14 protein-coding genes, 2 rRNA genes and 2 pseudogenes are annotated in these 24,326 nt (G+C 43.8%); 15 read left to right on the top strand and 3 right to left on the bottom strand.

Features of this window, described 5'->3' with window-relative positions:
* Positions 1 to 78: 78 nt before the first annotated feature.
* The 6 genes and pseudogenes from C0638_RS04655 to C0638_RS04630 form a co-directional block, all read left to right on the top strand.
* Positions 79 to 1,407, top strand: coding sequence for a replication-associated recombination protein A (locus C0638_RS04655; protein ID WP_058712600.1), 1,329 nt, complete (start codon positions 79 to 81; stop codon positions 1,405 to 1,407).
* A gap of 47 nt (positions 1,408 to 1,454) precedes the next feature.
* The gene (locus C0638_RS04650) at positions 1,455 to 1,802 is read left to right on the top strand and encodes an MmcQ/YjbR family DNA-binding protein (protein WP_013369259.1); all 348 of its coding nucleotides are present in this window, start codon (positions 1,455 to 1,457) and stop codon (positions 1,800 to 1,802) included.
* Between the two features lie 74 nt (positions 1,803 to 1,876).
* A complete protein-coding gene (locus C0638_RS04645; RefSeq protein ID WP_013369260.1) occupies positions 1,877 to 2,302 on the top strand; it encodes a MaoC family dehydratase in 426 nt (141 codons plus the stop codon).
* Positions 2,303 to 2,981: 679 nt separating this feature from the next.
* Positions 2,982 to 3,326, top strand: a complete 345-nt coding sequence (locus C0638_RS04640) for a hypothetical protein (protein WP_102163368.1) — start codon at positions 2,982 to 2,984, stop codon at positions 3,324 to 3,326.
* Between the two features lie 8 nt (positions 3,327 to 3,334).
* Complete coding sequence (locus C0638_RS04635) at positions 3,335 to 3,844, top strand: hypothetical protein (RefSeq protein ID WP_040102204.1); 510 nt, start codon at positions 3,335 to 3,337, stop codon at positions 3,842 to 3,844.
* 693 nt (positions 3,845 to 4,537) lie between these two features.
* Positions 4,538 to 5,146 (top strand): annotated as a pseudogene (locus C0638_RS04630) (ABC transporter substrate-binding protein); the annotation flags it as partial.
* Between the two features lie 288 nt (positions 5,147 to 5,434).
* Here the strand turns inward: C0638_RS04630 and C0638_RS04625 are convergent.
* Positions 5,435 to 6,409 (bottom strand): bile acid:sodium symporter family protein, encoded by a 975-nt coding sequence (locus C0638_RS04625; protein WP_058712028.1) that lies wholly within the window; start codon positions 6,407 to 6,409, stop codon positions 5,435 to 5,437.
* An 84-nt stretch (positions 6,410 to 6,493) separates the two neighbouring features.
* Entirely contained in the window at positions 6,494 to 7,375 is an 882-nt protein-coding gene (locus C0638_RS04620; RefSeq protein ID WP_058712027.1) for an AraC family transcriptional regulator, read from the bottom strand.
* A 250-nt stretch (positions 7,376 to 7,625) separates the two neighbouring features.
* Between C0638_RS04620 and C0638_RS04615 the strand changes: the two genes are divergently transcribed.
* A complete protein-coding gene (locus tag C0638_RS04615) occupies positions 7,626 to 8,912 on the top strand; it encodes a cellulase-like family protein (RefSeq protein ID WP_058712026.1) in 1,287 nt (428 codons plus the stop codon).
* A 79-nt stretch (positions 8,913 to 8,991) separates the two neighbouring features.
* A pseudogene (locus C0638_RS04610) lies at positions 8,992 to 11,349 on the top strand (beta-galactosidase).
* 111 nt (positions 11,350 to 11,460) lie between these two features.
* Here C0638_RS04610 and C0638_RS04605 read toward each other — a convergent pair.
* Entirely contained in the window at positions 11,461 to 12,444 is a 984-nt protein-coding gene (locus tag C0638_RS04605; protein ID WP_058712025.1) for a glycoside hydrolase family 5 protein, read from the bottom strand.
* A 499-nt stretch (positions 12,445 to 12,943) separates the two neighbouring features.
* Here C0638_RS04605 and C0638_RS04600 point away from each other — a divergent pair, with 499 nt between their 5' ends.
* The 7 genes from C0638_RS04600 to C0638_RS04570 all read left to right on the top strand — a co-directional run bounded on the left by C0638_RS04600 (position 12,944) and on the right by C0638_RS04570 (position 24,288).
* Positions 12,944 to 13,507 (top strand): 5' nucleotidase, NT5C type, encoded by a 564-nt coding sequence (locus tag C0638_RS04600; RefSeq protein ID WP_014599451.1) that lies wholly within the window; start codon positions 12,944 to 12,946, stop codon positions 13,505 to 13,507.
* 127 nt (positions 13,508 to 13,634) lie between these two features.
* On the top strand, positions 13,635 to 14,429 hold the full coding sequence (locus tag C0638_RS04595; RefSeq protein WP_058712392.1) for a Nif3-like dinuclear metal center hexameric protein: 795 nt from the start codon (positions 13,635 to 13,637) through the stop codon (positions 14,427 to 14,429).
* Positions 14,430 to 14,507: 78 nt separating this feature from the next.
* The gene (locus C0638_RS04590; protein WP_058712393.1) at positions 14,508 to 16,850 is read left to right on the top strand and encodes a glycoside hydrolase family 2 TIM barrel-domain containing protein; all 2,343 of its coding nucleotides are present in this window, start codon (positions 14,508 to 14,510) and stop codon (positions 16,848 to 16,850) included.
* Between the two features lie 150 nt (positions 16,851 to 17,000).
* Positions 17,001 to 17,666: an ArsR/SmtB family transcription factor gene (locus C0638_RS04585; RefSeq protein WP_058712394.1), complete on the top strand. Its 666-nt coding sequence runs from the start codon at positions 17,001 to 17,003 to the stop codon at positions 17,664 to 17,666.
* A 77-nt stretch (positions 17,667 to 17,743) separates the two neighbouring features.
* Positions 17,744 to 19,027 carry an MFS transporter gene (locus C0638_RS04580; protein ID WP_040102193.1) on the top strand — a complete coding sequence of 428 codons (1,284 nt, stop codon included), beginning with the start codon at positions 17,744 to 17,746 and terminating at the stop codon, positions 19,025 to 19,027.
* Between the two features lie 559 nt (positions 19,028 to 19,586).
* Positions 19,587 to 21,140, top strand: a 16S ribosomal RNA gene (locus C0638_RS04575).
* Positions 21,141 to 21,358: 218 nt separating this feature from the next.
* Positions 21,359 to 24,288, top strand: a 23S ribosomal RNA gene (locus tag C0638_RS04570).
* The 16S and 23S rRNA genes sit together here, the layout of an rRNA operon.
* Positions 24,289 to 24,326: the final 38 nt, after the last annotated feature.

Here is a 24,326-nt window from a genome sequence, read left to right as displayed (position 1 = left end):
ATAAAACACTAATTGTAGTTATATATTAATGTTATCTTATGAAATCTTTTAAAATGCATTGTTTAAGGAAGTGATTTTATGGTCCAAGGATCTTTATTTGATGACGAGTATGATCAGGGACGGCCTTTAGCAAATCGGGTACGTCCACAAAATTTGGAAGAATTTGTAGGTCAAAAACATTTGCTTGAACCCGGAAAAGTATTACGTGAAATGATTGAGAATGATCAAGTTTCATCTATGATTTTTTGGGGGCCACCAGGAGTGGGAAAGACAACGTTAGCTAAAATAATCGCCAATCAAACCCAATCTAAATTTATTGATTTTAGCGCTGTGACTAGCGGTATCAAAGATATTCGTAGTGTCATGAAAGAAGCTGAAGGAAACAGGCAATTAGGTGAGAAAACACTTTTATTTATTGATGAAATTCATCGTTTTAACAAAGCACAGCAGGATGCCTTTCTGCCTTATGTGGAAAAAGGAAGCATTATATTGATTGGAGCAACAACCGAAAATCCATCGTTTGAAGTGAATTCAGCCTTGCTTTCTCGTAGTAAAGTGTTTGTGCTTCATCCGCTCAATCATGCAGATATTTTAGAGCTATTACAGAAAGCATTAGCGAACCCAAAAGGGTTTAATAATCAATCAATCGAGATCGAAGAAGGCGTTCTATCAGCGATTGCTGAATATTGCGATGGAGATGCCAGAATAGCTTTAAACACACTAGAAATGGCTGTATTACACAGGAAAAAATCAGATGGAGCCATTGTAGTGAATAAAAATGATTTAGTACAAATGTTAAATCGCAAGTCATTATTATATGACAAAAATGGTGAGGAACATTATAACATCATATCTGCTTTGCATAAGGCGATGAGAAATAGTGATGTTAATGCTGCAATTTACTGGTTATCGCGCATGTTGGAGTCCGGAGAAGATCCATTATTTATTGCCCGAAGATTGGTCAGATTTGCAAGTGAAGACATTGGTTTAGCAGATAACCGAGCTTTGGAGATATCAGTAGCTGTCTTCCAGGCTTGTCAGTTTATTGGTATGCCAGAGTGCGATGTACATCTAACCCAAGCTGTCATTTATCTCACCTTGGCCCCGAAGTCCAACGCAGCTTATTTGGCCTATAGAGCTGCCAAAAAAGACGCCCTGCATTCCGTAAATGAACCTGTTCCCTTGCATTTACGAAATGCTCCGACTAAGTTGATGAAAGAACTGAATTACGGGAAAGGTTATAAATATGCCCATGATACACAAGAAAAATTAACAATGATGCAGACCATGCCAGATTCTCTCATCGGACGGGAATATTACCACCCCACTATACAAGGATCTGAAATGAAATTTAAACAACGGATGGAAGAGATTTCAGCATGGTATGCAAGCCACAAAGAAACCTAATTGCGTTTAATGCATAGAAGATCCAATAGAAATCGAGGTAATTCGTCATGACAATAGAAGAAATTATTGAGCATTGCTTATCATATCCAAGTTCATATGAAGATCACCCTTTTGGAGACGGATGGACTGCGATGAGACATCAAGGGAACAAAAAAATTTTTGCCTTGATATACAATCATGATGAGCATCTTTGCGTCAACCTAAAATGCAACCCTGATCATGCTGATTTTTTGCGAAAAGCGTTTGAAGAGGTAAAGCCTGGTTATCACATGAACAAGGAACATTGGAATACAGTAATATTAGATGGTGATCTACCAGAAGATGAAATTCACGATATGGTGCATCATAGCTTCAAATTGACCAAGCCAAAAAGCTCCAAAAAACATACTAGCTAGAGAATAAATTTCTTATTGATAATTAAATTTTGCGGAAGTCATTATGTAAAAGTATCCGTTTCGAGAGGTGTAATATGAAGTTTAATGAATTCTTTGTAGGGCAGCGGTTCGAGACTGATTCTATAAAAGTAACCAAAGAAAAAATTATAGAATTCGCATCTGAATTTGACCCTCAGTACATGCATTTGGATGAGAAGAAAACTCAGGAAGGCATATTTGGAGGAATTATTGCTTCAGGAATCCAAACATTAGCTCTAACATTTAAACTATGGGTAGAGTGTGGTTTATACGGTGAGGATGTAGTGGCTGGTACTGCTATGGATAATATCCGATTTATGAAACCTGTATACCCTGATGATGAGTTACATGTAGTTGTTGAAGTCATTAATCTAGAAGATAACCGAAAGAATACAGGAATTGTAACTGTGAATTTATCCACTTTTAATCATACGACTCAAAAAATTTTTGAAGGGGATCTTTCTGTAATAATAAAAAAATAACGTATCTTTAAATAAATGAAATTGACGGGATATCCCTCATTCACGTATTCCAAAGCGGGGAGAAAACATAGTAGCTCCTATCGTCAGCGCAAAGGAATGCACAAAAGATAATTGTGTCCGTTCAGAGAATGGCTCCTGCAGATGCAGGAGCTGTTTTTGCCTGCACTAAACATTCAGTTGGCTGCATCATTGACACTGACCAGCACCGGGAAAATCCAGTGATCTTCTGTTGTGGGAAGCAAAATTTAGGGAACTCCTTTATGAGAAGATATATCCTTTGATGACTTGAAAGAAATTTTGGTACTACCTTTTACTGGATAGAAAAAGAGCTTAAAAAGTACGAAGATCTAGTTTTGGAACTTCTATTAGAAAAATTGTATTCTAAAGAGATATTAGAAAATATAAAAACTGACGCACATATTAATATAAAATGAAATTAAAATAAGTACTTTAATAATATTATTAATACTATAAATTTTATGAAAGAATTAGATGAGACTGAGCGGATTGTGTTCAATGAAATCAAAAAACTCTGCTTATGAGAGTGTAGAAGCGACATGGAAACGAATACGTAACTTCCATGATATAGATATTCGTCAAATAGTGGTCGATAACTTCTAAGGAAAACAAGACGTAGCAGACAAAATTGTTAACGTCATAACGGATCCAGATGCTGTATATGAAAACAACGATAAACAGCTCCAAACAAAAAAATGCCCGTCTGTTAGTAGAAACAACATTTCTATTTGCCGTTGGAAGGAAAGGAAAGAAGCATTCTAAAGATGACCGTACTTCACCAGGAGGATCACCACCTAAGAAGGAGGACCATTCTTCTGAGGGTACAGGTAATGGTGGTTCGAAACCTTTTGAATGGAATACAACCGAGTCTGTAGGCACTTTTGTTAAGAGGGATGCAGTTGTTTTAGTGAACCGACAAACAAATGAAATATTGACTTTCTTAAATAAAAAAGGAGATCGTTTATCAAGTAAGTTAAAATCTGAATTAGATTTAATTGGAGAGTGAGGACGACTATGAATAACTACATAATATCTTTTACAAAAAAGTTTGATTATTTTTTCGAGCAAAAAGAAATCTCAAATATTATTTATTTACATGATGAGGAGGATAATGAGAGATTAGACCATGTCCTTTTCCTTGAGAAAGAGGATGGCAATGTTATAGGCCTGTATATAAGAGGCATGAATCCGTTAATCTCAGTGAATAGAATTTATGATTTGGATGATTTTAATCTATTTGCAAGCTATGAAGGATTGGTTGAATCTAAGGAAAATATTAAACTCAGAATAGAGTATATAGATTTGTTTTTTAGTACTCAATACAACGAATTATTGGGTTTGTATTTGGCTAATAACGATGCGTCTAGTTCTATATTTATATTATTTTTACAAGATGAAATTTATGTAGAAAAAGATTGTAGTAAATATGAGGCTAGTAAGGCGCTTGAAAAAAGGTTTTCGACTGAAGGTTTTATAACATACGAAAAAAAATGTGAGACTGACTGGAAGAAAATAAACTTCTAACCGAAAAAAATACTTTTTATTTTAATGTATTGCTCCCTTCAGTGGAATATATGTTGGATATACCTAATGATTTCATCATTCAAGTAATAATGCATATAACTCTTTATTTGCTTGTACGAACAAGGCTTTTCTACTTTATATGATGATGAATAATAAATGGTGATGCTTTGAGAAGTGGAATTGCTGAATAGAAATTATCTTCAATTAAAAATAAGATTTTTCGTTTGGGGAACAATTGCAACTACCACCAAAAACTCAGATGATTCTTAAGAGGTTCAATGAATTAGTCGGTGATTTTCAGAGTACGTAGCCTAAGCGAAGGCGAGGGAATGACCTTTTTATTGAACTAACGGGCAGAACAGTTGAACAGCTTCTCAATGTTCTGAGGGGAGGGTTACAAGGCGACCTTATCATTACGAACTTACGAACTATCGCTTGGCTCGTCTGCAGAGTTTATGTCCAAAGGCGGGGATGGCTGCTAGTAGTTGGGTTGAGATAATAATACGATCATTGACATTTATCCAAATAAACCTTTGTGTTTTTTTCATTGTTTCCCCTTTTCATACTACCTATAATAATGCCGTAAATGATAATCATTTTCAATTAATAGAGAGAAGGAAAGGGGTAACAAGTGTGAAGAAACAACGTGGAAAGCAAATTATACTCTGGTTAGGGAGTTTCCTCTTGTTATTTGCACAACTGCAGCCGGAGTTATTATTGCTTAGCTATGTTCATCCTGAACAAGATTTGCAGAAACTAGATGCGATTGCTCCTACTGTTATATTGAACAGTAAGTTTAGACTATTTGAGCGGTTACGGTATATTGCTAAACTAGTTGAACGTAGTAAAGCGGCGGAGAAGTGGATTACCAGATATGAGAACAAAGTAAGATGGGTACGCGGGCAATTAGCAGATGCTTATGTTGCTGGGGAGACAGCTACTGTTTATCTCAAGTTTGGTGCAAAACTTTATATTATGGGCCAGAGCGGATTGGCTGCCACCTTGTATGAATCTCTTGGCTTTCGTCCTTCTGCCAATGTGATGCACCTAATCGAGCAAGGGCAAGCATGGATAGAAATTCAGCAGCATCAAATGAATCACTATGCGGGAGACCGTAATTTCGTCTTGGCTTCTCGCCAGGAATTGCAAACCGTTGCTCACTGTCCACATATCGCGGCTTTAGCCGATCTAAGTAGCAGTAAGACTCATTTTGTGGATAGTATATGGAATTTTGATGATCCCATTACACGCGGACAGTTGCTAGAGGTGCTGCCGTATATTTTTAATAAGAAAATTAAGTGATCAGCGCAGAGCCGTGAGTTGGCAAATGTCTTAGAATTATAGCGGGAGCACCGGCGGATTGTGTACCTGCAAATAACTGACGCTGGTGACGAAATGCTAAATAAAGCGCAGGAAGAAGGACGAAAGCTTAGAAGAAACTATTTGAAAACCTAACCGAAGAAGAAAGAGAGTCCTTATTGTCTGTTTATGAAAAACTAAATAAGGTAATGAGTGAGGATTGATACAGGTAATCATAAAGAAGCCGCCATATTGGCGGCATTTTTATTGATAATTAGAACCGCTTCGATTTTAAGAAGCAGAGACCGTACTGCGCTTATTCTTAGCGTTGACGCGGTCGCGGCGACTCAGCAGAAATCCGACCAGAGATGCCGTGGACTGCTGGAAAATCATCCCGAGTACAACGGGCAGCGCTACCGGAGCCGGGAAGTAGGTAATGGCAAGCACAGCCCCCGCGCTAATATTGCGCATGCCGCCGTTAAAGACAAGCGCCGTACGGTCTGCATTATTCCAGCGCATCAGCCCTGAGATGAGATAACCAATTGCATATCCAGTAGAGGCAAGGATAATGATGGAGAGGCATACTCCAACAAGCTTGAGATTAAAATCGACCAGGTAAGGTGCGATGACAGATCCGTTAATCATGACGACAAGAGCCATGGCGAGCTTGGAGAACGGGCCCAGCCGAGGTCCCCACACCTGCTTAATCTTCCCTTTGGTCCATTCGTTCAACACCATGCCAACTAGTGAAGGAACGACAATCATCCAGAACAGGCTCTGCATCATCGCCCAGGTATCAAGCTGCACATTCGCTCCGATCAACAGAGACATGATGCCGGGTACGGCGAACGGGGCCAAAATTGTATCAATAAGAATGATCGCCAATGTCAGCGCTGTATTGCCTTTGTAGATACTGACCCACACAAAGCTGGAAATGCCGGTAGGGATAGCCGCGCCAAGAATCAGTCCAGTAATCGTATAAGGATCATCATTGAAAGCCAGATGCCCAAGCATCATGGCGAGAAGCGGCATGGCTAGGTGAAGAATAAACAGACAGGCAATCAGCGGACCAGGATGCTTGATCACATGGATAAAATCCTTGAACCCCATACCGATACTGCCCGCGAAGGTCATGAATGCAAACAGCCAGGGAGAAAGCTCGGTATATTGGGACAACGGCGTACCGATGAGGACGCCGATGAGAATGCTGATGGGTGTAATTAGCGGCATAGCTGCATTTAGTCTTCGATTCAACGTTAGGAGCATACAAAACTTCCTTTTTTGAACTTAAGTATAGACCTTGCTCTTTTATCCGTAAATGATCCGTGTAGGGGGAAGATCATCTATGAATTAGCCCTTTAAATTATGTCGGTAATCCAGAGGAGAGCAGCCCATTATTTTTTTGAATAGCCTGGAGAAGTAATAAGGGTCCCTAAAACCAAGTTGTATGCTAATTTCTTTAATAGAAGCATTCGTTAAATCCAAAAGCTGACTGGCCCTCTGAATTTTCATTCTTAAATAGTAATCGACAGGAGAGTAGCCGGTTGATTGCTTGAATATCAAGTTTAAATGCTGCTTGGATACCTGAACATGCCGGCTCAGCTCATCAAGTGAAACGGTAGATTCCAATTGTTCTCCCATATAACGTGTGACCTTATCGACATGGCTCTGGTATATACTGTCTTCCTTGCGAGATGCAACAGATACAACAAAACTTAGCAGATAACGGATAGTTTGCGACACTTGTACCAAATGTATCATGGAGTATGATTTGTTCAGTAAAAGGTCGTAACACTGATGAAATAGCTCCAGCAGTTTGATTTCATCACTGGCGGCCATTGAAATATACATTTTAAACGGCTCAAACAACGCCATAAAATCATCCATTTGATCCCCTTGAAGATGAAACCAGTAAATTGTCCATGGATCTTCATCGTCAGCCCCATAAGCATGCGGCATGTCCCTGGGAATGTACGCAAAGCTCCGCTCTTTCAGGACAATGGTTAGGTTATCCTTGGTCCGTATCCAGCCTTTTCCGCTCGCACAGTAAATGAATATATGAGAGTCACAGCCGTGTGTTCTTTCGCGAAAATGATGGCGGGCATGGCTGAAGCAGCCTATATCCGTAATATATAAATTTTTTGTAAGCGGATTTGTTTTTAATTTATTCAGCATATAGGGTGGAAGGACATATACCTTTTTACGCTCATATTCATCGGATTTCTTATTCATAATTTATTTATCTCCCAGCCGTAGGCGGCTCTAATGATGAAATACGTATATAGTCCATCATAAACAGTGGATTGTCAATTGTCTGTAATATCGCTTACTTGTAAGCTTTTGTATAAGAGTGACTATGAGGGAGTGATGAGTTGAGCGTGAAGAGAACTGTACAGATTGAACAGGCTGTAGAAGGGCTGCGGAAGGCTAGTGAATTAAAGAGCATTGAACCCTATGGACTGGGGCTGGGAGGAGAGATCACATGAGTAGTCTGATGAGAAATGTACCGCACAAATTGACGATTACGATGTGGGACTTCTCTTGGTACACCATGACCCAGGAGGGGGAGCCCTACAGCGATCTGGAAGCTCGTTTTCAGGAAGCAGTCGAAAGAGGCTACAATACGATCCGAATATGCGCCATGCCCTTCATGTTGTTTACGGCGGATGGCAAACGTACTGGCTCCTTGGAGTTTGCGAGCCTTGGGAAAGTGGGCCAGCGTACGCGCTGGTATAACTGTCGGGGCGGCGCAGTGCTGGATGGGCATGCTCATTTGCTCGAGCTGTTTAGACAGGCCAAGGCACACAACTGTTACATTATATTATCCTCTTGGGAATATCAGCAGAGTCCGACCTTCCTGGCTCATACTGAGCTTAGAGATGAATTAGCTGCGATCCCTCCTAAGGAAAGATTTATGGCCATTGCCAAATCAATGGATCAGTTGATTCGTTTTGTTACAGCAGAAGGCTATAGGGATCAGATTGTCTATACAGAGTTGCATAACGAAGTGGAATTTGGGCAGTTAAACGCTGTCGGAACGTCTGAGGGCATAGCGGAAACGAACATACCAGCGCTTGTTGAAGCAATGCAGCCTTATGTAGAAGAAGCGATTGAATATCTTCGCCAATGCCATCCAGATATGATGATGACAGCCAGCTATACGTTAAATGAAGCCTACCCCAAAGCTTACGTGGCACGCAATATGCAGGTGGCCCATTTTCATCTTTATATTAAAGGGGTGCTGAATGAGCTTATGGAAGCGGCAGGGCTTGATGATGAGCTGGCTCCGTTCCCTAATCCCTTCGTCAAATCCCTATTGAGGGAAGAAGCCCCTCCATTTGCAGAATGGATTCTGCCTCCAGAGCAGAATTGGCGGATGGAAGGCAACCCCGTTGGCATGAGGCTTATTTATTTGCACGACTGGGTAGATCCTGATCAATGGGATTTATTTTTGTACGATCGGTACGGGGATCATAAAATGGCCATGTTGCAGAAGGCCGACTCCCGATTGGAAGAGATTCATGAATGGACCCGACATTCCGGTATTCCAATTGTCATAGGAGAAGGTTATGTAGGCTATACGCCGCTGTATGCCCAATTTGAAGAAGGTCCAGTTGGTAAATATATAGCCGAATATGTATTGCGAAAAGGAATGGCACTGGGGTTCTGGGGAATGACCCTCTGCTCCAACTGTGCTCCGCATCATCCATTCTGGAATGATATAGCCTGGCAGCGCAAGTGGAACCAATTTATCCTAAATTCGGATTAGAGCTTCTTTCTTAGACAACCTGTTGTCTCCGAGATTAGCTGGTGTCATTCAATATGAATGGGTGAGGGGAGTGAACTTCATGAGAAACTATCGAATTACAGTCCAAGATGATCACAAGCAGATTGTGAAAGGACATCTTAAACTTGGCGGCACCAACCCAAAAGGAGAACAAATCGGATTCACCAACTATTTTATGGAGAAGGATGGAGAGCCTTTTTTCGGGATTTGTGGTGAATTCCATTATACACGCTATGATGAACGCTATTGGGAAGACGAAATTATTAAAATAAAAATGGGTGGCGTCAATATCATTGCTACTTATATTTTTTGGAATCTACATGAAGAAGTTGAAGGTATTTTTAATTGGAGCAGGAATAAAAACCTCCGCCGTTTCATTGAGTTGTGTGGCAAACATCAGCTATATGTTATTATCCGGATCGGCCCCTTCAATCATGGCGAAATCCGAAACGGCGGTATACCGGATTGGCTATTCGGCCGCCCATTTGAGGTTCGTTCTAATGATGAGGGGTATCTGTTCTATACAAGAAGAATGTATAACGAAATTGGTATTCAGGTTAAAGGGCTGTTATATAAGGAGGGGGGGCCGATCATCGGCACCCAAATCGAAAACGAGCATCATCATTCCTCTGCTTAGTGGGGATTGACTGTAGGAATTAATGATATGTGGTTAAACTCTGGGAGTGACGGTAATTCACATATGTTAAAGCTTAAAGAAATAGCCTTGGAGGCAGGGATTGATACCCCGATCTATACATGCACAGGCTGGGGAGGAGCGACAACGCCTGTTCCTGATATGCTGCCATTATGGGGCGGGTATGCCTACTGGCCGTGGATCTATTACGAAGAGGGACGTTTGGAGGGGAAGGACGAGCATCCTGCGACACCGGAATACATTTTCCGAGACAAGCATAATAACAAGATTCCGCAGAGCTACAATTTTGAGCCCCTATACGCCCCGGAAGACTATCCGTACGCTTGCTGCGAAATGGGTGGCGGCATGGTTCAATTTTATAAATACCGGTTTGCATTTCCTTATCGTAGTGTTCCAGCGATGACAGTCATGAAGGTTGCAGAAGGCTGTAACCTGATCGGATACTATATGTATCATGGGGGTTCCAATCCTCGAGGTAAGGTTAACCCGTTCACAAACGATCTGGCTACACCTAAAATATCCTATGATTTTAATGCCATGATCGGAGAATTTGGTCAGATCAGGGAGTCATACCGAAGAACAAAGCTGCAGCATTATTTTCTTTCAACATTTCAAAAGCAATTCTCTCTGACGAAGACTATACTGCCAGAGGACACGTCCCGAATGAACCCTTATGATGTGGATACCTTACGATATGCGGTGCGCTCCAGTGCCGGGTCAGGCTACCTGTTTCTAAATAATTTCCAGGACCATGTTGAAAATCATGACCTGTGCGATTTTAATGTAAGCATCGAGCTGGCTGAGGAAACGATTGTAATCCCTAGTCAAGGTGAACTAACGTTAGGACGTGATAGCTTCGCTATATTGCCATTTAACCTCAATTTGGATGGAATAAAGCTCAAATATGCAACAGCACAGCTGATAACAAGGATAGAAGAGGAAGGAGAAATATATTATTTTTTCTTTGTACCGGACGAGATGAAAGGAACGTATGCATTGGAGTCAAAAGATATCATCAGTGCCACAATCGACAAAGGTTCGATAGAACAATTGGATGGGAATACGATCATTCAGATTGCTGAAGAGGAAGAGAGTCTTATCCGCCTGGTATTTGAAAGTGGCTTAAAAGTCGCCATCTACACGATGACTGATGAACAAAGCTTGGAGTTTTGGAAGGTTAACCTGCAAGGTCGGGACAGAGTTATCTTGACGAGTGCCAATTTACTTGTATCCGAAGATGAGATAAGACTGGAATCAACAGATCAGGAGATTGTAGCACTGAGTGTATTCCCGGATTTTGACGACTCAATCACATCTATATCTGGTGGAGAGTTGTTTGCAACAACAGAAAGTGAATTATTTACAACGTATCTGTTAAGGGTTCCTAAGAAAGAAATACAATTTAATCTGAAAAGGGTGAACCATGATAAATTCGTTCTTGATTTCGAAATAAATGCCCTCAATGGGATCAAAGAGGCTCTGTTGCGTATCGATTATACGGGAGACATTGGTTATGCATTTATTGACGGTGAACTGATTCACGATAATTTCTGTAACCACACAACCTGGGAAATAGGTTTGAAATCATATGAACATCGGCTTATCGAGCGAGGGATGTACGTATACGTTGCTCCAATTCGAAAGAGCAAGGTTCTAAACAGCAATACGACCATGGCTGGCTGGAAAGAGACTGCGGAGGAACGAATCGCGGATATTGGCACGGTCAGCATCGTACCTGTGTATGAAATTAAAATCACCATGTAAATCAGGGAGTGCAAGATCAGAAGCGCTCAGCGAAGACTTTAGTACAAAGTATTAAAAATAGATAGCTCATGGTCGTTCAACCATGAGCCTTTTTATATTCTTATTGTCTTTTTAGAAGATACCGGCTTTTTTCGATGTTTCTTTGATCCCGTTCGCTCCCTCTACCACGGTGCGACCCCAATCGGTCAGATTGCCGTTAGGCCCTGTCACAAGATCAAGATAATTAAGGTTGGAGCTATTGCCATACCAGGACCAGGCTAACCAGCCTACGCTTTTAGATTGGCCGTATCTCATGATTTCTGTCTCGTCGACGTCTGCTCCCTGATGGTAACCGCCAAATTCACCAATAATCAAAGGGAGCCCCTGATTCAGAACGTTATCAATATTGGTTCGAACCTTTTGAACATCTTTACCAGCAAACTCATACATATGAATGGAGAATACCGTATTCTTCAAAGCATCAGCTGCAAATATAGATTTACCGAAGTCATTGATAGATTGAGGATATTGTCCCCAGCCTGCACAATCGACGATGAGCGTATTTTTGATACCTGCGTTTCTTAGCTTGGGAATCGCTTGCTTATACCCATCTGCCCAACCGCCTCCATTCCAAGAGCCATACCATTCGTTCGCAATATTCACGATAACCCGATCTTCCTTGCCGATCAGAGCATCTTTTATACTAATCCAGTAATTCACTGCTGCATCTAAAGACGCATAGTCGTCTTTACCTGTAGCATCATGAACTTCAAGTACAGCAATCATTTTATGGTTGGAGACGAGAGAGATAATATTTTTCACGGAATTAATGTCATCCTTGGTGTACTGGTTTCCGTTAGAAAGGACAATTCGGACTGTATTAGCACCTGTTTTAGCAATTGCTGGGATAGCAGTATAAAGATCGTTTTTGTACCAAGTGTGAGCATGATTGACGCCTCTCATAACGAACGGTTTGCCTGTAGAGTCATACAGTTTGGTACCGCTTACATAAAATCCTGAAGCAGCTTGCGCCTTGGAGAAGAATCCCCCCAAACCAATCATGATAAGCAGACCAGCGAGTCCAGACAATAATGCTTTTCTTAACAATGCGTTCACTTCTATTCCTCCCTAAAATGAAATATATTATTCAACTTCCTGCTATATAGAGGTGGAGTAGGTATGTAAGTATGTAAATAGCAGTAAGCTAAACACAATGTAAAGCGCTTCCATTTTTGAAGGAGTTATTTTTCGTTATTCTATCATTTGTGAATTTGTTATTCAATTGATTTTTTTAATTTATTTTTGTTTTGGAGTATGTCTGTATGGAATTCTTATTAAAGTGTGATTTTTAAAGGTTTTATGATGTATTTTCTCTCTATTATAATGTGTTTTCTTGATTTTTTACGTTGGTAATTTAGTTAAAAATATTAAAATAAAACCTAACTAATTTTTATGATTGCTTTGTTTAATATAAACCAACCTAACAATATGTTTGGTTAGCTATCAGGAGTCATCTGAGGAACCGACAGTATAGCCCATGTCAAGCTTCACCCCGGTATTAAATTGTTGTATGATATTCTCGTAATACTTTTACCAGAATAGATAGGGGCAGATGATGAGAAAACCAATCATAGCAGTCGATATGGACGATACGATCTGTCATCTCGTCAAACGGGCTATATACCATAACAATAGTGAATTTCCCACTCATCCGCTTCATTATGAAGACATGTTAGATTGGAACACCGATCATCTACGTCATCCCAAAAGCACACATGATGTATTTTATGGACGACCGGGTTTGTTTGAGGAACTTGAACTGTATGACGAGTATGTTGTAGAAGAAATGGAGAAGCTTTGCAATGCTTTTGATGTTATTATTGTGACAGCGGCAGAACCAAAAACCGTCGTGGAGAAATGGAATTGGCTTCAAAGGCATATGCCATTCATTCCGATGGAGAACTTTTTCCCATGTAAACGAAAGAATCTGATTAACTATGATCTCCTGATTGATGATGGTCCCCATAATCTAGTGCCTGCGCTGGAGGACGGGAAGAAGGTGCTTTGTATTCCTCATCCATGGAATTTGAGAGCAAGAGAGCAATATGCATTCCCGGTCATGGCATCTTGGCAAGGAGCAAAAGAACGAATCGACTCCATTTTGGGAGTTCTGAAATAAAAAAATAGATGCATTCGCAAAAACAGCTAGCTCCCTTGGAGCTGGCTGTTTTGCTAGAAATAATAGGCCCCATGATAGAATAAAATGGTACAATTGATACATATTTTTCATGGGGAGGGATACATGTATGATCATGACTATGGGGCAGATGGTGATTCATCTGACAAAGGGAATAGACATACCCAATACGACCGTAGATTTGCTTGATCCAGAGCTTAGGGATACTGAGATTCAAGGAGTTGTAACCGCTTTCTGCGCATCGCAATATGTAATAGAACAAGCTATTTCGCTTGGCGCGAATTTTATTATTACGCATGAAGGTATGTATTATAGCCATCACGGTATCCAGGAATGTTTACTACATGATCCTGTCTATTTGCACAAATCTCGCCTGGTCGCCGACTCAGGCGTAGGGATTTATCGTTTTCATGACACCATACACCGTTATCAGCCAGATGGAGTGATGGTTGGACTTCTTCAGGTGCTTGATTGGCACCCTTACGTTGTGAAACAGCAGCCCTCTTCCGCCATTTTGGCTATTCCGGCTATGGAAGTTAAGGAGATCGCTGAATATATGAAAGCCAAACTTCATATTCGTTATGTACGAGTAGCTGGTGAGGTATCCATGCCGTGTGAACGAGTGGGAATCTTAGTCGGATATAGGGGAGGTGGTGAACTAGCCATACCATTATTTCTACATGAAAATGTAGACCTGGTCATTGCTGGTGAAGGGCCCGAATGGGAAACACCGGAATATGTGAAAGACGCTGTCTATCAAGGGCAAAATAAAGCACTTATCATGCTGGGACATGCTGAGAGTGAAGCGTCTGGTATGAAGTATCTTGCTGATACACTTTCCCTCCAATTTCCAACGCTCCCCGTCTACTTTGTCGAGGATCGCCCCGTGTTTGAAATATTGTAAGCGAGACCATACCTATGATGATCATCCCACATTGTTGTTTATATCCGTTCATCTACTTTATGAAATGGAGGCAAGATAATGGGAAGCAGAGTGATTATGCCGTTCAGAACAGATTGGAAATTCGTAGAGGGCAACTACACAGGTGCTGAGAAGACAGATTATAACGATGGGCATTGGCGGGACCTTCATCTCCCTCATGATTGGAGTATTGAAAAATCGTTTGATCCACATATGCCGTATGGCGGCAATCAAGCCTATTTGCCCAGGTGGTCCGTCGGGTGGTACAGAAAGCATTTTAATGTGGAGCCCTCCTCTCCAAAACAGCGCGTATACATACAATTCGATGGCATTCACAGTAATAGTGAGGTTTGGCTCAATGGGCATTTTGTGGGCAAGCGGCCCTATGGATATGTTAGCTTTCAGTATGATTTGACTCCATATATTCGGTGGGATGAGGAGAACGTAATTGCCGTCAAAGTGGACAATACGCTTCTTCCACCTGACAGATGGTATTCAGGGGCCGGTATTTATCGTAATGTCTGGCTGATTTATACGGATTATCTTCACATAACCGAATGGGGCACTTATATTACCACACCTGAAATTTCACCAGATGAAGCCAAGGTGAGTGCCAGAATCCAGGTAAGTAATCATTATGCGCATGCCGTAGAGTGTACGATTATGACTGAAATATTGGATTCACAGGGCCAACTAAAAGGGAAAATTGAAAACCGAATAACCCTTGCAGGCTTAGAATCAGAGGAAATTGAGCAGAAAACACGAGTTTTAGAGCCGGAATTATGGTCACCGGACCATCCAGTGCTCTATGAAGCCCAAATGACGATCTATTGCGACAATACTGAGGTGGATCGTTATCGTACCCCTTTTGGTATAAGAAAAGTGATCCTCGATTCTCAAAAAGGATTATTGTTGAATGGAAGCAGCTTGAAGCTGAAGGGAGTGTGCATTCACCATGATTTAGGCTGCCTGGGAGCTGCTTATCATGATACAGCAATGAAGAGAAGGCTGGAGAAGCTGAAGGAAATGGGCTGTAACTCAATCCGTTTTGCTCATAATCCTATGGCGCCCGAACTATTAGACTTATGTGATCAGATGGGTTTTTTGGTGGTTGATGAGGCTTTTGATAAATGGAAATCTCTTTCCTATGAGCATCTATATGATGAATGGTGGGAAAAGGATCTGGAGGCCATGCTTGTTAGAGACAGGAATCATCCTAGTGTTTTGATGTGGAGCGTTGGTAATGAAGTGGAGAACCAAGGTCAACCGTCCATGCTAAACATGCTGGAGCAACTCGTTGCCTTTTGCCATAAAAAAGACCCAACCCGGCCTGTTACCTGTGCGCTTGAGCCGCATAATACACCAATCAGCTTGCATGATGGTCCGATCGAGGCCAAGGTGGAGCATACCAAGCTGCTGGCACAACGAGTGGATGTGCTAGGGCTGAACTATCAGGAGCAGTGGTATGAGCACTATAGAGCAGCCATGCCGGATACACTTATCCTTGGAACAGAGACATTCCCATATTATCGGGGTAAAGATAACCGGGTTAAAGGTTATTTGTCCCTGAATCCCTGGTTTGATGTTGCTAATCATGATTATGTGATCGGTCAATTTGTTTGGAGTGGAATAGACTATTTGGGAGAAACAAGCCACCCCTCTAAAGGATGGTCCTCCGGACTGATCGACACATGTGGATTCCGCAAACCTGTATCTTATCTCCAACAAAGTCTATGGTCTGATCAGCCAGTTGTGCACATAGCCGTATTTAACGATCATATGAAATCGGAATATAATCCCACATGGACAATGCACTGGAAATCGCCGACTATGGAAGATCACTGGACATTTCCTGAATACGCAGGAAAACTGATACGGTTGGTTACCTTTACCAATTGTGAGAGCGTAGAATTGATCGTGAACGAGGAATCATACGGTGAGAGAAAGTTGACCGATTATCCTAATCATTTAATCCTATGGGAACTTCCCTATATGCCAGGGAAAATTCGGGCTATAGGCCGTAATGGGAATCAGCAGGTTTGTGAGCATGAACTGACCGCCGCCGGGCTTCCTTATGCTCTAAAATTGGAGGCTGATCGGGCGATGCTCCCTGCTGATGGGCATGAAATATCTCATGTGGAAGTAACCGTTATAGATCAACATGGGATTGTTGTACCCAACCAGGATGTTGATTTGAGCTTTGAACTGCATGGTGATGGTCGTATCCTTGGAATAGACAATGGAGATCTCACCAGTGATGAACCCTACAAGGGGAAAGAGAGACGAACACACAGAGGAAGGTGTCTTGTGATTGTACAATCCGGGGATGTGGCTGGTGAGCTGTTGCTTCAAGCCTCGGCGGATGGGGAATTACAGGGAGAAGTCAGTCTGAAAGTGGAATAAAGGGGGAAATGGATTTTTGCCAGCTCATGCAGCTGGCTTTTTTTGCGTGATAACTGAATATATTTCAGAATTGACATGAAAAAAAGGAAGATTTATAATTTCATCATTAAAGAAGTTAATTGAATAGTTTAATTAATGGGGTGTTTGATAGTGAACGAACGAGATTTCAAAAATGGTCTTTTCACCGAATACGCACGGATTGGAAAATGCTTGTCCAGCCCGAAAAGGTTGGAAATTCTTGATATTCTCATACAAGGACCCAAATCAGTTGAAGTTCTATCTAAAATGACTTCGATGTCCGTTGCCAATGTTTCTCAGCATCTACAAACCCTATATCAGGCTAAGTTGGTTCAATCCAAAAAGCAGGGAAACTTTGTGTATTATGAACTTTCTGATTCATCTGTTTTGCACTTTTTAAATTCACTGTATGACCTGTCTGAAAAGCAGTTAATTGAAGTTCAGCATATTAAGGAGCAATTTTTGGGTCAATTCTCAGATGTTGAAGGAGTCACAATGGAAGAATTGGCAATGCGGATGGAAAAAGGGGAAGTCACACTTCTTGATGTACGGCCACGAGATGAATATGAAACTGCGCATATACCGGGAGCTGTTTCCGTTCCAATTGAAGAATTAGCGGAGCAGTTATCCTTGTTGCCAGCCGACTCGAAGATTGTGGCTTATTGCAGAGGCCCGTATTGCTTAATGGCGGTTAGAGCTATTGAATTGTTGCAAGCTCATGGTTTCGAAGCTAGACACTTGGATAAGAGTGTTCACGATTGGAACGACTTTATTCTTAACGAAGTGACAGGCTCATGAAGATTGGAATGCTTGTCACTTTTTGATGAAAAACAGATAACTGTTTTGAAGGGAATCAGGGGAGGATGTTAGCCTTAATGAATTTGACGAATGCTTCGCAGAAGAAGCAAGCGCTTATCAATTCCTATGTGGAATCTTCAGATAAGCAAAAAAAACTGTATCGTCGTACGCTTATCACCGTTATTTTCTCTCAAATTTTTGGAGGCGCCGGACTGGCTGCCGGAGTAACCGTGGGTGCGTTATTGGCGCAAGATATGCTGGGTACGGATAAGTTCACGGGGATTCCTACAGCACTATTTACACTTGGATCAGCGGTTGCAGCGCTCCTCGTTGGTCGGTTTTCCCAAAGATTTGGCCGACGGATGGGGTTGGGACTCGGTTTTATTGCAGGGGGAGTTGGGGCGATCGGTGTCGTTGTTGCAGCTCTTATGAATAGTATTACCCTGCTTTTGGTCTCCCTTCTTATTTATGGATCGGGAACGGCTACAAACCTGCAGGCTCGTTATGCCGGTACAGATCTCGCGAATTCAAAGCAGAGAGCAACAGCTGCGAGTATGGCTATGGTCTTTACAACGATCGGAGCGGTAGCCGGTCCCAACTTAGTTAACGTTACGGGAGAGTTTGCGTTATCCATTGGAGTTCCCAGTTTAGCGGGACCTTTTCTTTTAGCGGCTGTAGCCTATACACTAGCAGGCATAATATTATTGCTACTTCTTCATCCAGATCCTTTATTGGTAGCCAAAGCGGTTGCGAATCAGGCGGCACAAGGAAGCCAGTCGTCTTCTGATCTTGAAGCTACTCGTGATGGCAAAAAAGGAATTACTCTTGGCGCTTTAATTATGATAATAACTCAAATTGTCATGGTTGCGATTATGACGATGACTCCCGTACATATGAAGCATCATGGACATGGACTTGGCGAAGTAGGATTAGTCATCGGTTTTCATATTGGCGCTATGTATCTTCCGTCTCTGATTACAGGTATTCTTGTCGATAAGATTGGTCGTATAGCGATGGCGCTGGCTTCGGCTGTAACGTTACTTCTCGCTGGCGTAGTAGCTGCGTTGGCTCCCACTGATTCCATGGTTATGCTTATTGTGGCGCTTTCTCTTTTAGGGATAGGGTGGAATTTTGGACTGATTAGCGGAACCGCTTTGATCGTAGATTCGACGACAACATCTAATCAAGCTAAGGTACAGGGGGCGGTGGATGTACTTATTGCTTTGGCAGGAGCGTCGGGAGGAGCACTGTCTGGGATGATTGTAGCAAATTCAAGCTATTCCATACTTTCTTATGCGGGAGGAATTCTGGCGCTGGCGTTACTTCCTATTATGTTATGGATGCGTCCAAAGAGAGCATAGACTAGAAAAAAACGACCTTATGGTCGTTTTTTTGTGTGTTTATCTAACTGTCAGGGGGAAGGAGCTTGCATGAAAACGAATAGAGAAGTCCTAATTTCATAATTTGCACCGGTCCTTATCCTGAAACTAAACGATTTCATCGCTCTTAGCATCAACCAAAACTAGGTCAGGTCTGGCGATCTATCTTGATGCCCAAAAACACAATAGGTATAAACCGAAATGCTATTGTTATATATAATTAATTGTATAATTTACCTGTGGTAATTAGCAAAGCTAAATGGTATATTATTTGAGCTGACAACAAAACAGCCGCTTTAAAAGAGAATCCACAGGGTGAAATGATCTTCAGAAAAAAAAGAAAATAACCCTTGCATTTTTGAAATGAACATGGTATGATCTTATAGCTGCTGAAAAACGCAGCGAAAAAGAATTTGATCTTTGAAAACTGAACAACGAGTGAGTAAACTGATTTTGTTCGCAAAATCAACAATGAGATATTTTATCTCGTCAGTTTCAAAATGAGCTAATCGCTCTTTCTATAACCAACTTCGGTTGGTCTTTAATGGAGAGTTTGATCCTGGCTCAGGACGAACGCTGGCGGCGTGCCTAATACATGCAAGTCGAGCGAGGTTGTTTAGAAGCTTGCTTCTAAACAACCTAGCGGCGGACGGGTGAGTAACACGTAGGCAACCTGCCCACAAGACAGGGATAACTACCGGAAACGGTAGCTAATACTCGATACATCCTTTTCCTGCATGGGAGAAGGAGGAAAGACGGAGCAATCTGTCACTTGTGGATGGGCCTGCGGCGCATTAGCTAGTTGGTGGGGTAATGGCCTACCAAGGCGACGATGCGTAGCCGACCTGAGAGGGTGATCGGCCACACTGGGACTGAGACACGGCCCAGACTCCTACGGGAGGCAGCAGTAGGGAATCTTCCGCAATGGGCGAAAGCCTGACGGAGCAACGCCGCGTGAGTGATGAAGGTTTTCGGATCGTAAAGCTCTGTTGCCAGGGAAGAACGTCTTGTAGAGTAACTGCTACAAGAGTGACGGTACCTGAGAAGAAAGCCCCGGCTAACTACGTGCCAGCAGCCGCGGTAATACGTAGGGGGCAAGCGTTGTCCGGAATTATTGGGCGTAAAGCGCGCGCAGGCGGCTCTTTAAGTCTGGTGTTTAATCCCGAGGCTCAACTTCGGGTCGCACTGGAAACTGGGGAGCTTGAGTGCAGAAGAGGAGAGTGGAATTCCACGTGTAGCGGTGAAATGCGTAGAGATGTGGAGGAACACCAGTGGCGAAGGCGACTCTCTGGGCTGTAACTGACGCTGAGGCGCGAAAGCGTGGGGAGCAAACAGGATTAGATACCCTGGTAGTCCACGCCGTAAACGATGAATGCTAGGTGTTAGGGGTTTCGATACCCTTGGTGCCGAAGTTAACACATTAAGCATTCCGCCTGGGGAGTACGGTCGCAAGACTGAAACTCAAAGGAATTGACGGGGACCCGCACAAGCAGTGGAGTATGTGGTTTAATTCGAAGCAACGCGAAGAACCTTACCAGGTCTTGACATCCCTCTGACCGGTCTAGAGATAGGCCTTTCCTTCGGGACAGAGGAGACAGGTGGTGCATGGTTGTCGTCAGCTCGTGTCGTGAGATGTTGGGTTAAGTCCCGCAACGAGCGCAACCCTTATGCTTAGTTGCCAGCAGGTCAAGCTGGGCACTCTAAGCAGACTGCCGGTGACAAACCGGAGGAAGGTGGGGATGACGTCAAATCATCATGCCCCTTATGACCTGGGCTACACACGTACTACAATGGCCGGTACAACGGGAAGCGAAGCCGCGAGGTGGAGCCAATCCTAGAAAAGCCGGTCTCAGTTCGGATTGTAGGCTGCAACTCGCCTACATGAAGTCGGAATTGCTAGTAATCGCGGATCAGCATGCCGCGGTGAATACGTTCCCGGGTCTTGTACACACCGCCCGTCACACCACGAGAGTTTACAACACCCGAAGTCGGTGAGGTAACCGTAAGGAGCCAGCCGCCGAAGGTGGGGTAGATGATTGGGGTGAAGTCGTAACAAGGTAGCCGTATCGGAAGGTGCGGCTGGATCACCTCCTTTCTATGGAGAATCGTTTCCTGCGATGGAAACATTCAAATATGAAGCATAAGCTTCAAAAACTACTCACTCGTTGCTCAGTTTTGAGAGTTCAAACTCTCGAATTGCACCTTGAAAACTGGATACCGAAACGAAATTGCGTTTTAGAATATTCCTTTAAGCTGATCTTGTGTAAACAAGTGAAATAAAGGTAGCAAATCGTATTTACAATGTAGATACTAGGTTAAGCTACAAAGAGCACACGGAGGATGCCTAGGCGCCAGGAGCCGACGAAGGACGTGGCGAACAACGATAAGGCCTCGGGGAGCTGTAAGCAAGCTTTGATCCGGGGATGTCCGAATGGGGAAACCCGGCTGTCTTCATCGACAGTCACTACTCACTGAATTCATAGGTGAGTGAGAGGCAGACCAGGGGAACTGAAACATCTAAGTACCCTGAGGAAGAGAAAACAATAGTGATTCCGTCAGTAGCGGCGAGCGAACGCGGATTAGCCCAAACCAAGGAGCTTGCTCCTTGGGGTTGTGGGACGTCTCATATGGAGTTACAAAGGAACCGGTTAGATGAAGAGGTCTGGAAAGGCCCGCCAGAGAAGGTAAAAGCCCTGTAGTTCAAAACTTGTTCCCTCCGAGACGGATCCCGAGTAGTGCGGGGCACGTGAAACCCCGTATGAATCCGGCAGGACCATCTGCCAAGGCTAAATACTCCCTGGCGACCGATAGTGAAGCAGTACCGTGAGGGAAAGGTGAAAAGCACCCCGGAAGGGGAGTGAAATAGATCCTGAAACCGTGTGCTTACAAGAAGTCAGAGCCCAATTTAGGGGTGATGGCGTGCCTTTTGTAGAATGAACCGGCGAGTTACGTTCCCGTGCAAGGTTAAGGTGAAGAGCTGAAGCCGCAGCGAAAGCGAGTCTGAATAGGGCGACTGAGTACGTGGACGTAGACCCGAAACCGGGTGATCTACCCCTGTCCAGGGTGAAGGTGCGGTAACACGCACTGGAGGCCCGAACCCACGCATGTTGAAAAATGCGGGGATGAGGTGGGGGTAGCGGAGAAATTCCAATCGAACCCGGAGATAGCTGGTTCTCCCCGAAATAGCTTTAGGGCTAGCCTCGGAAAAAAGAATCGTGGAGGTAGAGCACTGATTGGGTGCGGGGCCCGCAAGGGTTACCAAGCTCAGTCAAACTCCGAATGCCATAGATTTAGTTCCGGGAGTCAGACAGTGAGTGCTAAGATCCATTGTCGAAAGGGAAACAGCCCAGACCATCAGCTAAGGTCCCCAAGTGTGTGTTAAGTGGGAAAGGATGTGGAGTTGCACAGACAACCAGGATGTTGGCTTAGAAGCAGCCACCATTGAAAGAGTGCGTAATAGCTCACTGGTCGAGTGACTCTGCGCCGAAAATGTAACGGGGCTAAACACACCACCGAAGCTATGGCTTGATGCTTTTGCATCAGGGGTAGGGGAGCGTTGAATGCGGGTTGAAGGTGTACCGGAAGGAGCGCTGGACTGCATTCAAGTGAGAATGCCGGTATGAGTAACGAAAAGATCTGTGAGAATCAGATCCGCCGAAAGCCTAAGGGTTCCTGAGGAAGGTTCGTCCGCTCAGGGTAAGTCGGGACCTAAGGCGAGGCCGATAGGCGTAGTCGAAGGACAACAGGTGGAAATTCCTGTACCACCGTAATCCGTGATGAGCGATGGGGTGACGCAGTAGGGTAGTGACGCGGACTGATGGATGTCCGTCTAAGCAGTGAGGCTGATGTGTAGGCAAATCCGCACATCGTTAAGGCTGGGCTGTGATGGGGAGCGAAAATTATAGTAGCGAAGGTCATGATCTCAGACTGCCAAGAAAAGCCTCTAGCCAGGAGAAGGTGCCCGTACCGCAAACCGACACAGGTAGGCGAGAAGAGAATTCTAAGGCGCGCGGAAGAACTCTCGTTAAGGAACTCGGCAAAATGACCCCGTAACTTCGGGAGAAGGGGTGCCTCGGTAGGGTGAATAGCCCGAGGGGGCCGCAGTGAAAAGGCCCAAGCGACTGTTTAGCAAAAACACAGGTCTGTGCGAAGCCGCAAGGCGAAGTATACGGGCTGACGCCTGCCCGGTGCTGGAAGGTTAAGGGGAGTGGTAAGCTCGCAAGAGCGAAGCTATGAACCGAAGCCCCAGTAAACGGCGGCCGTAACTATAACGGTCCTAAGGTAGCGAAATTCCTTGTCAGGTAAATTCTGACCCGCACGAATGGCGTAACGACTTGGGCGCTGTCTCAACGAGAGATCCGGTGAAATTTTAATACCTGTGAAGATGCAGGTTACCCGCGACAAGACGGAAAGACCCCATGGAGCTTTACTGCAGCTTGATATTGAATTTGGGTACGATCTGTACAGGATAGGTGGGAGCCGTTGAATCTTGAGCGCCAGCTTGAGAGGAGGCATCCTTGGGATACCACCCTGATCGTATCTAGGTTCTAACTTGGTACCGTGATCCGGTACGAGGACAGTGTCAGGTGGGCAGTTTGACTGGGGCGGTCGCCTCCTAAAGAGTAACGGAGGCGCCCCAAGGTTCCCTCAGAATGGTTGGAAATCATTCGAAGAGTGCAAAGGCAGAAGGGAGCTTGACTGCGAGACCTACAAGTCGAGCAGGGACGAAAGTCGGGCTTAGTGATCCGGTGGTACCGCATGGAAGGGCCATCGCTCAACGGATAAAAGCTACCCTGGGGATAACAGGCTTATCTCCCCCAAGAGTCCACATCGACGGGGAGGTTTGGCACCTCGATGTCGGCTCATCGCATCCTGGGGCTGAAGTAGGTCCCAAGGGTTGGGCTGTTCGCCCATTAAAGCGGTACGCGAGCTGGGTTCAGAACGTCGTGAGACAGTTCGGTCCCTATCTGTCGTGGGCGTAGGAAATTTGAGAGGAGCTGTCCTTAGTACGAGAGGACCGGGATGGACGTACCGCTGGTGTACCAGTTGTTCCGCCAGGAGCACCGCTGGGTAGCTATGTACGGAAGGGATAAGCGCTGAAAGCATCTAAGCGTGAAGCCCCCCTCAAGATGAGATTTCCCAGTATGTAAGACCCCTTGAAGACGACGAGGTAGATAGGTTGGGGGTGGAAGTGCAGTAATGCATGGAGCTGACCAATACTAATCGGTCGAGGGCTTATCCTAAAGATAAAGCGCAAGGAAGTTTCGGATCCAGTTTTCAA

The sequence above is a fragment of the Paenibacillus sp. lzh-N1 genome, from assembly GCF_002872435.1.
GTDB lineage: Bacteria > Bacillota > Bacilli > Paenibacillales > Paenibacillaceae > Paenibacillus > Paenibacillus polymyxa_C.
This window is presented reverse-complemented; position numbering and strand designations above follow the sequence as displayed.

Bases quoted from the DNA above. Each gene is read 5' to 3' on its own strand.
- C0638_RS04655 (WP_058712600.1), top strand. From the start codon at position 79: ATGGTCCAAGGATCTTTATTTGATGACGAGTATGATCAGGGACGGCCT.
- C0638_RS04650 (WP_013369259.1), top strand. From the start codon at position 1,455: ATGACAATAGAAGAAATTATTGAGCATTGCTTATCATATCCAAGTTCA.
- C0638_RS04645 (WP_013369260.1), top strand. From the start codon at position 1,877: ATGAAGTTTAATGAATTCTTTGTAGGGCAGCGGTTCGAGACTGATTCT.
- C0638_RS04640 (WP_102163368.1), top strand. From the start codon at position 2,982: ATGAAAACAACGATAAACAGCTCCAAACAAAAAAATGCCCGTCTGTTA.
- C0638_RS04635 (WP_040102204.1), top strand. From the start codon at position 3,335: ATGAATAACTACATAATATCTTTTACAAAAAAGTTTGATTATTTTTTC.
- C0638_RS04625 (WP_058712028.1), bottom strand. From the start codon at position 6,409: ATGCTCCTAACGTTGAATCGAAGACTAAATGCAGCTATGCCGCTAATT.
- C0638_RS04620 (WP_058712027.1), bottom strand. From the start codon at position 7,375: ATGAATAAGAAATCCGATGAATATGAGCGTAAAAAGGTATATGTCCTT.
- C0638_RS04615 (WP_058712026.1), top strand. From the start codon at position 7,626: ATGAGTAGTCTGATGAGAAATGTACCGCACAAATTGACGATTACGATG.
- C0638_RS04600 (WP_014599451.1), top strand. From the start codon at position 12,944: ATGAGAAAACCAATCATAGCAGTCGATATGGACGATACGATCTGTCAT.
- C0638_RS04595 (WP_058712392.1), top strand. From the start codon at position 13,635: ATGATCATGACTATGGGGCAGATGGTGATTCATCTGACAAAGGGAATA.
- C0638_RS04590 (WP_058712393.1), top strand. From the start codon at position 14,508: ATGGGAAGCAGAGTGATTATGCCGTTCAGAACAGATTGGAAATTCGTA.
- C0638_RS04580 (WP_040102193.1), top strand. From the start codon at position 17,744: ATGAATTTGACGAATGCTTCGCAGAAGAAGCAAGCGCTTATCAATTCC.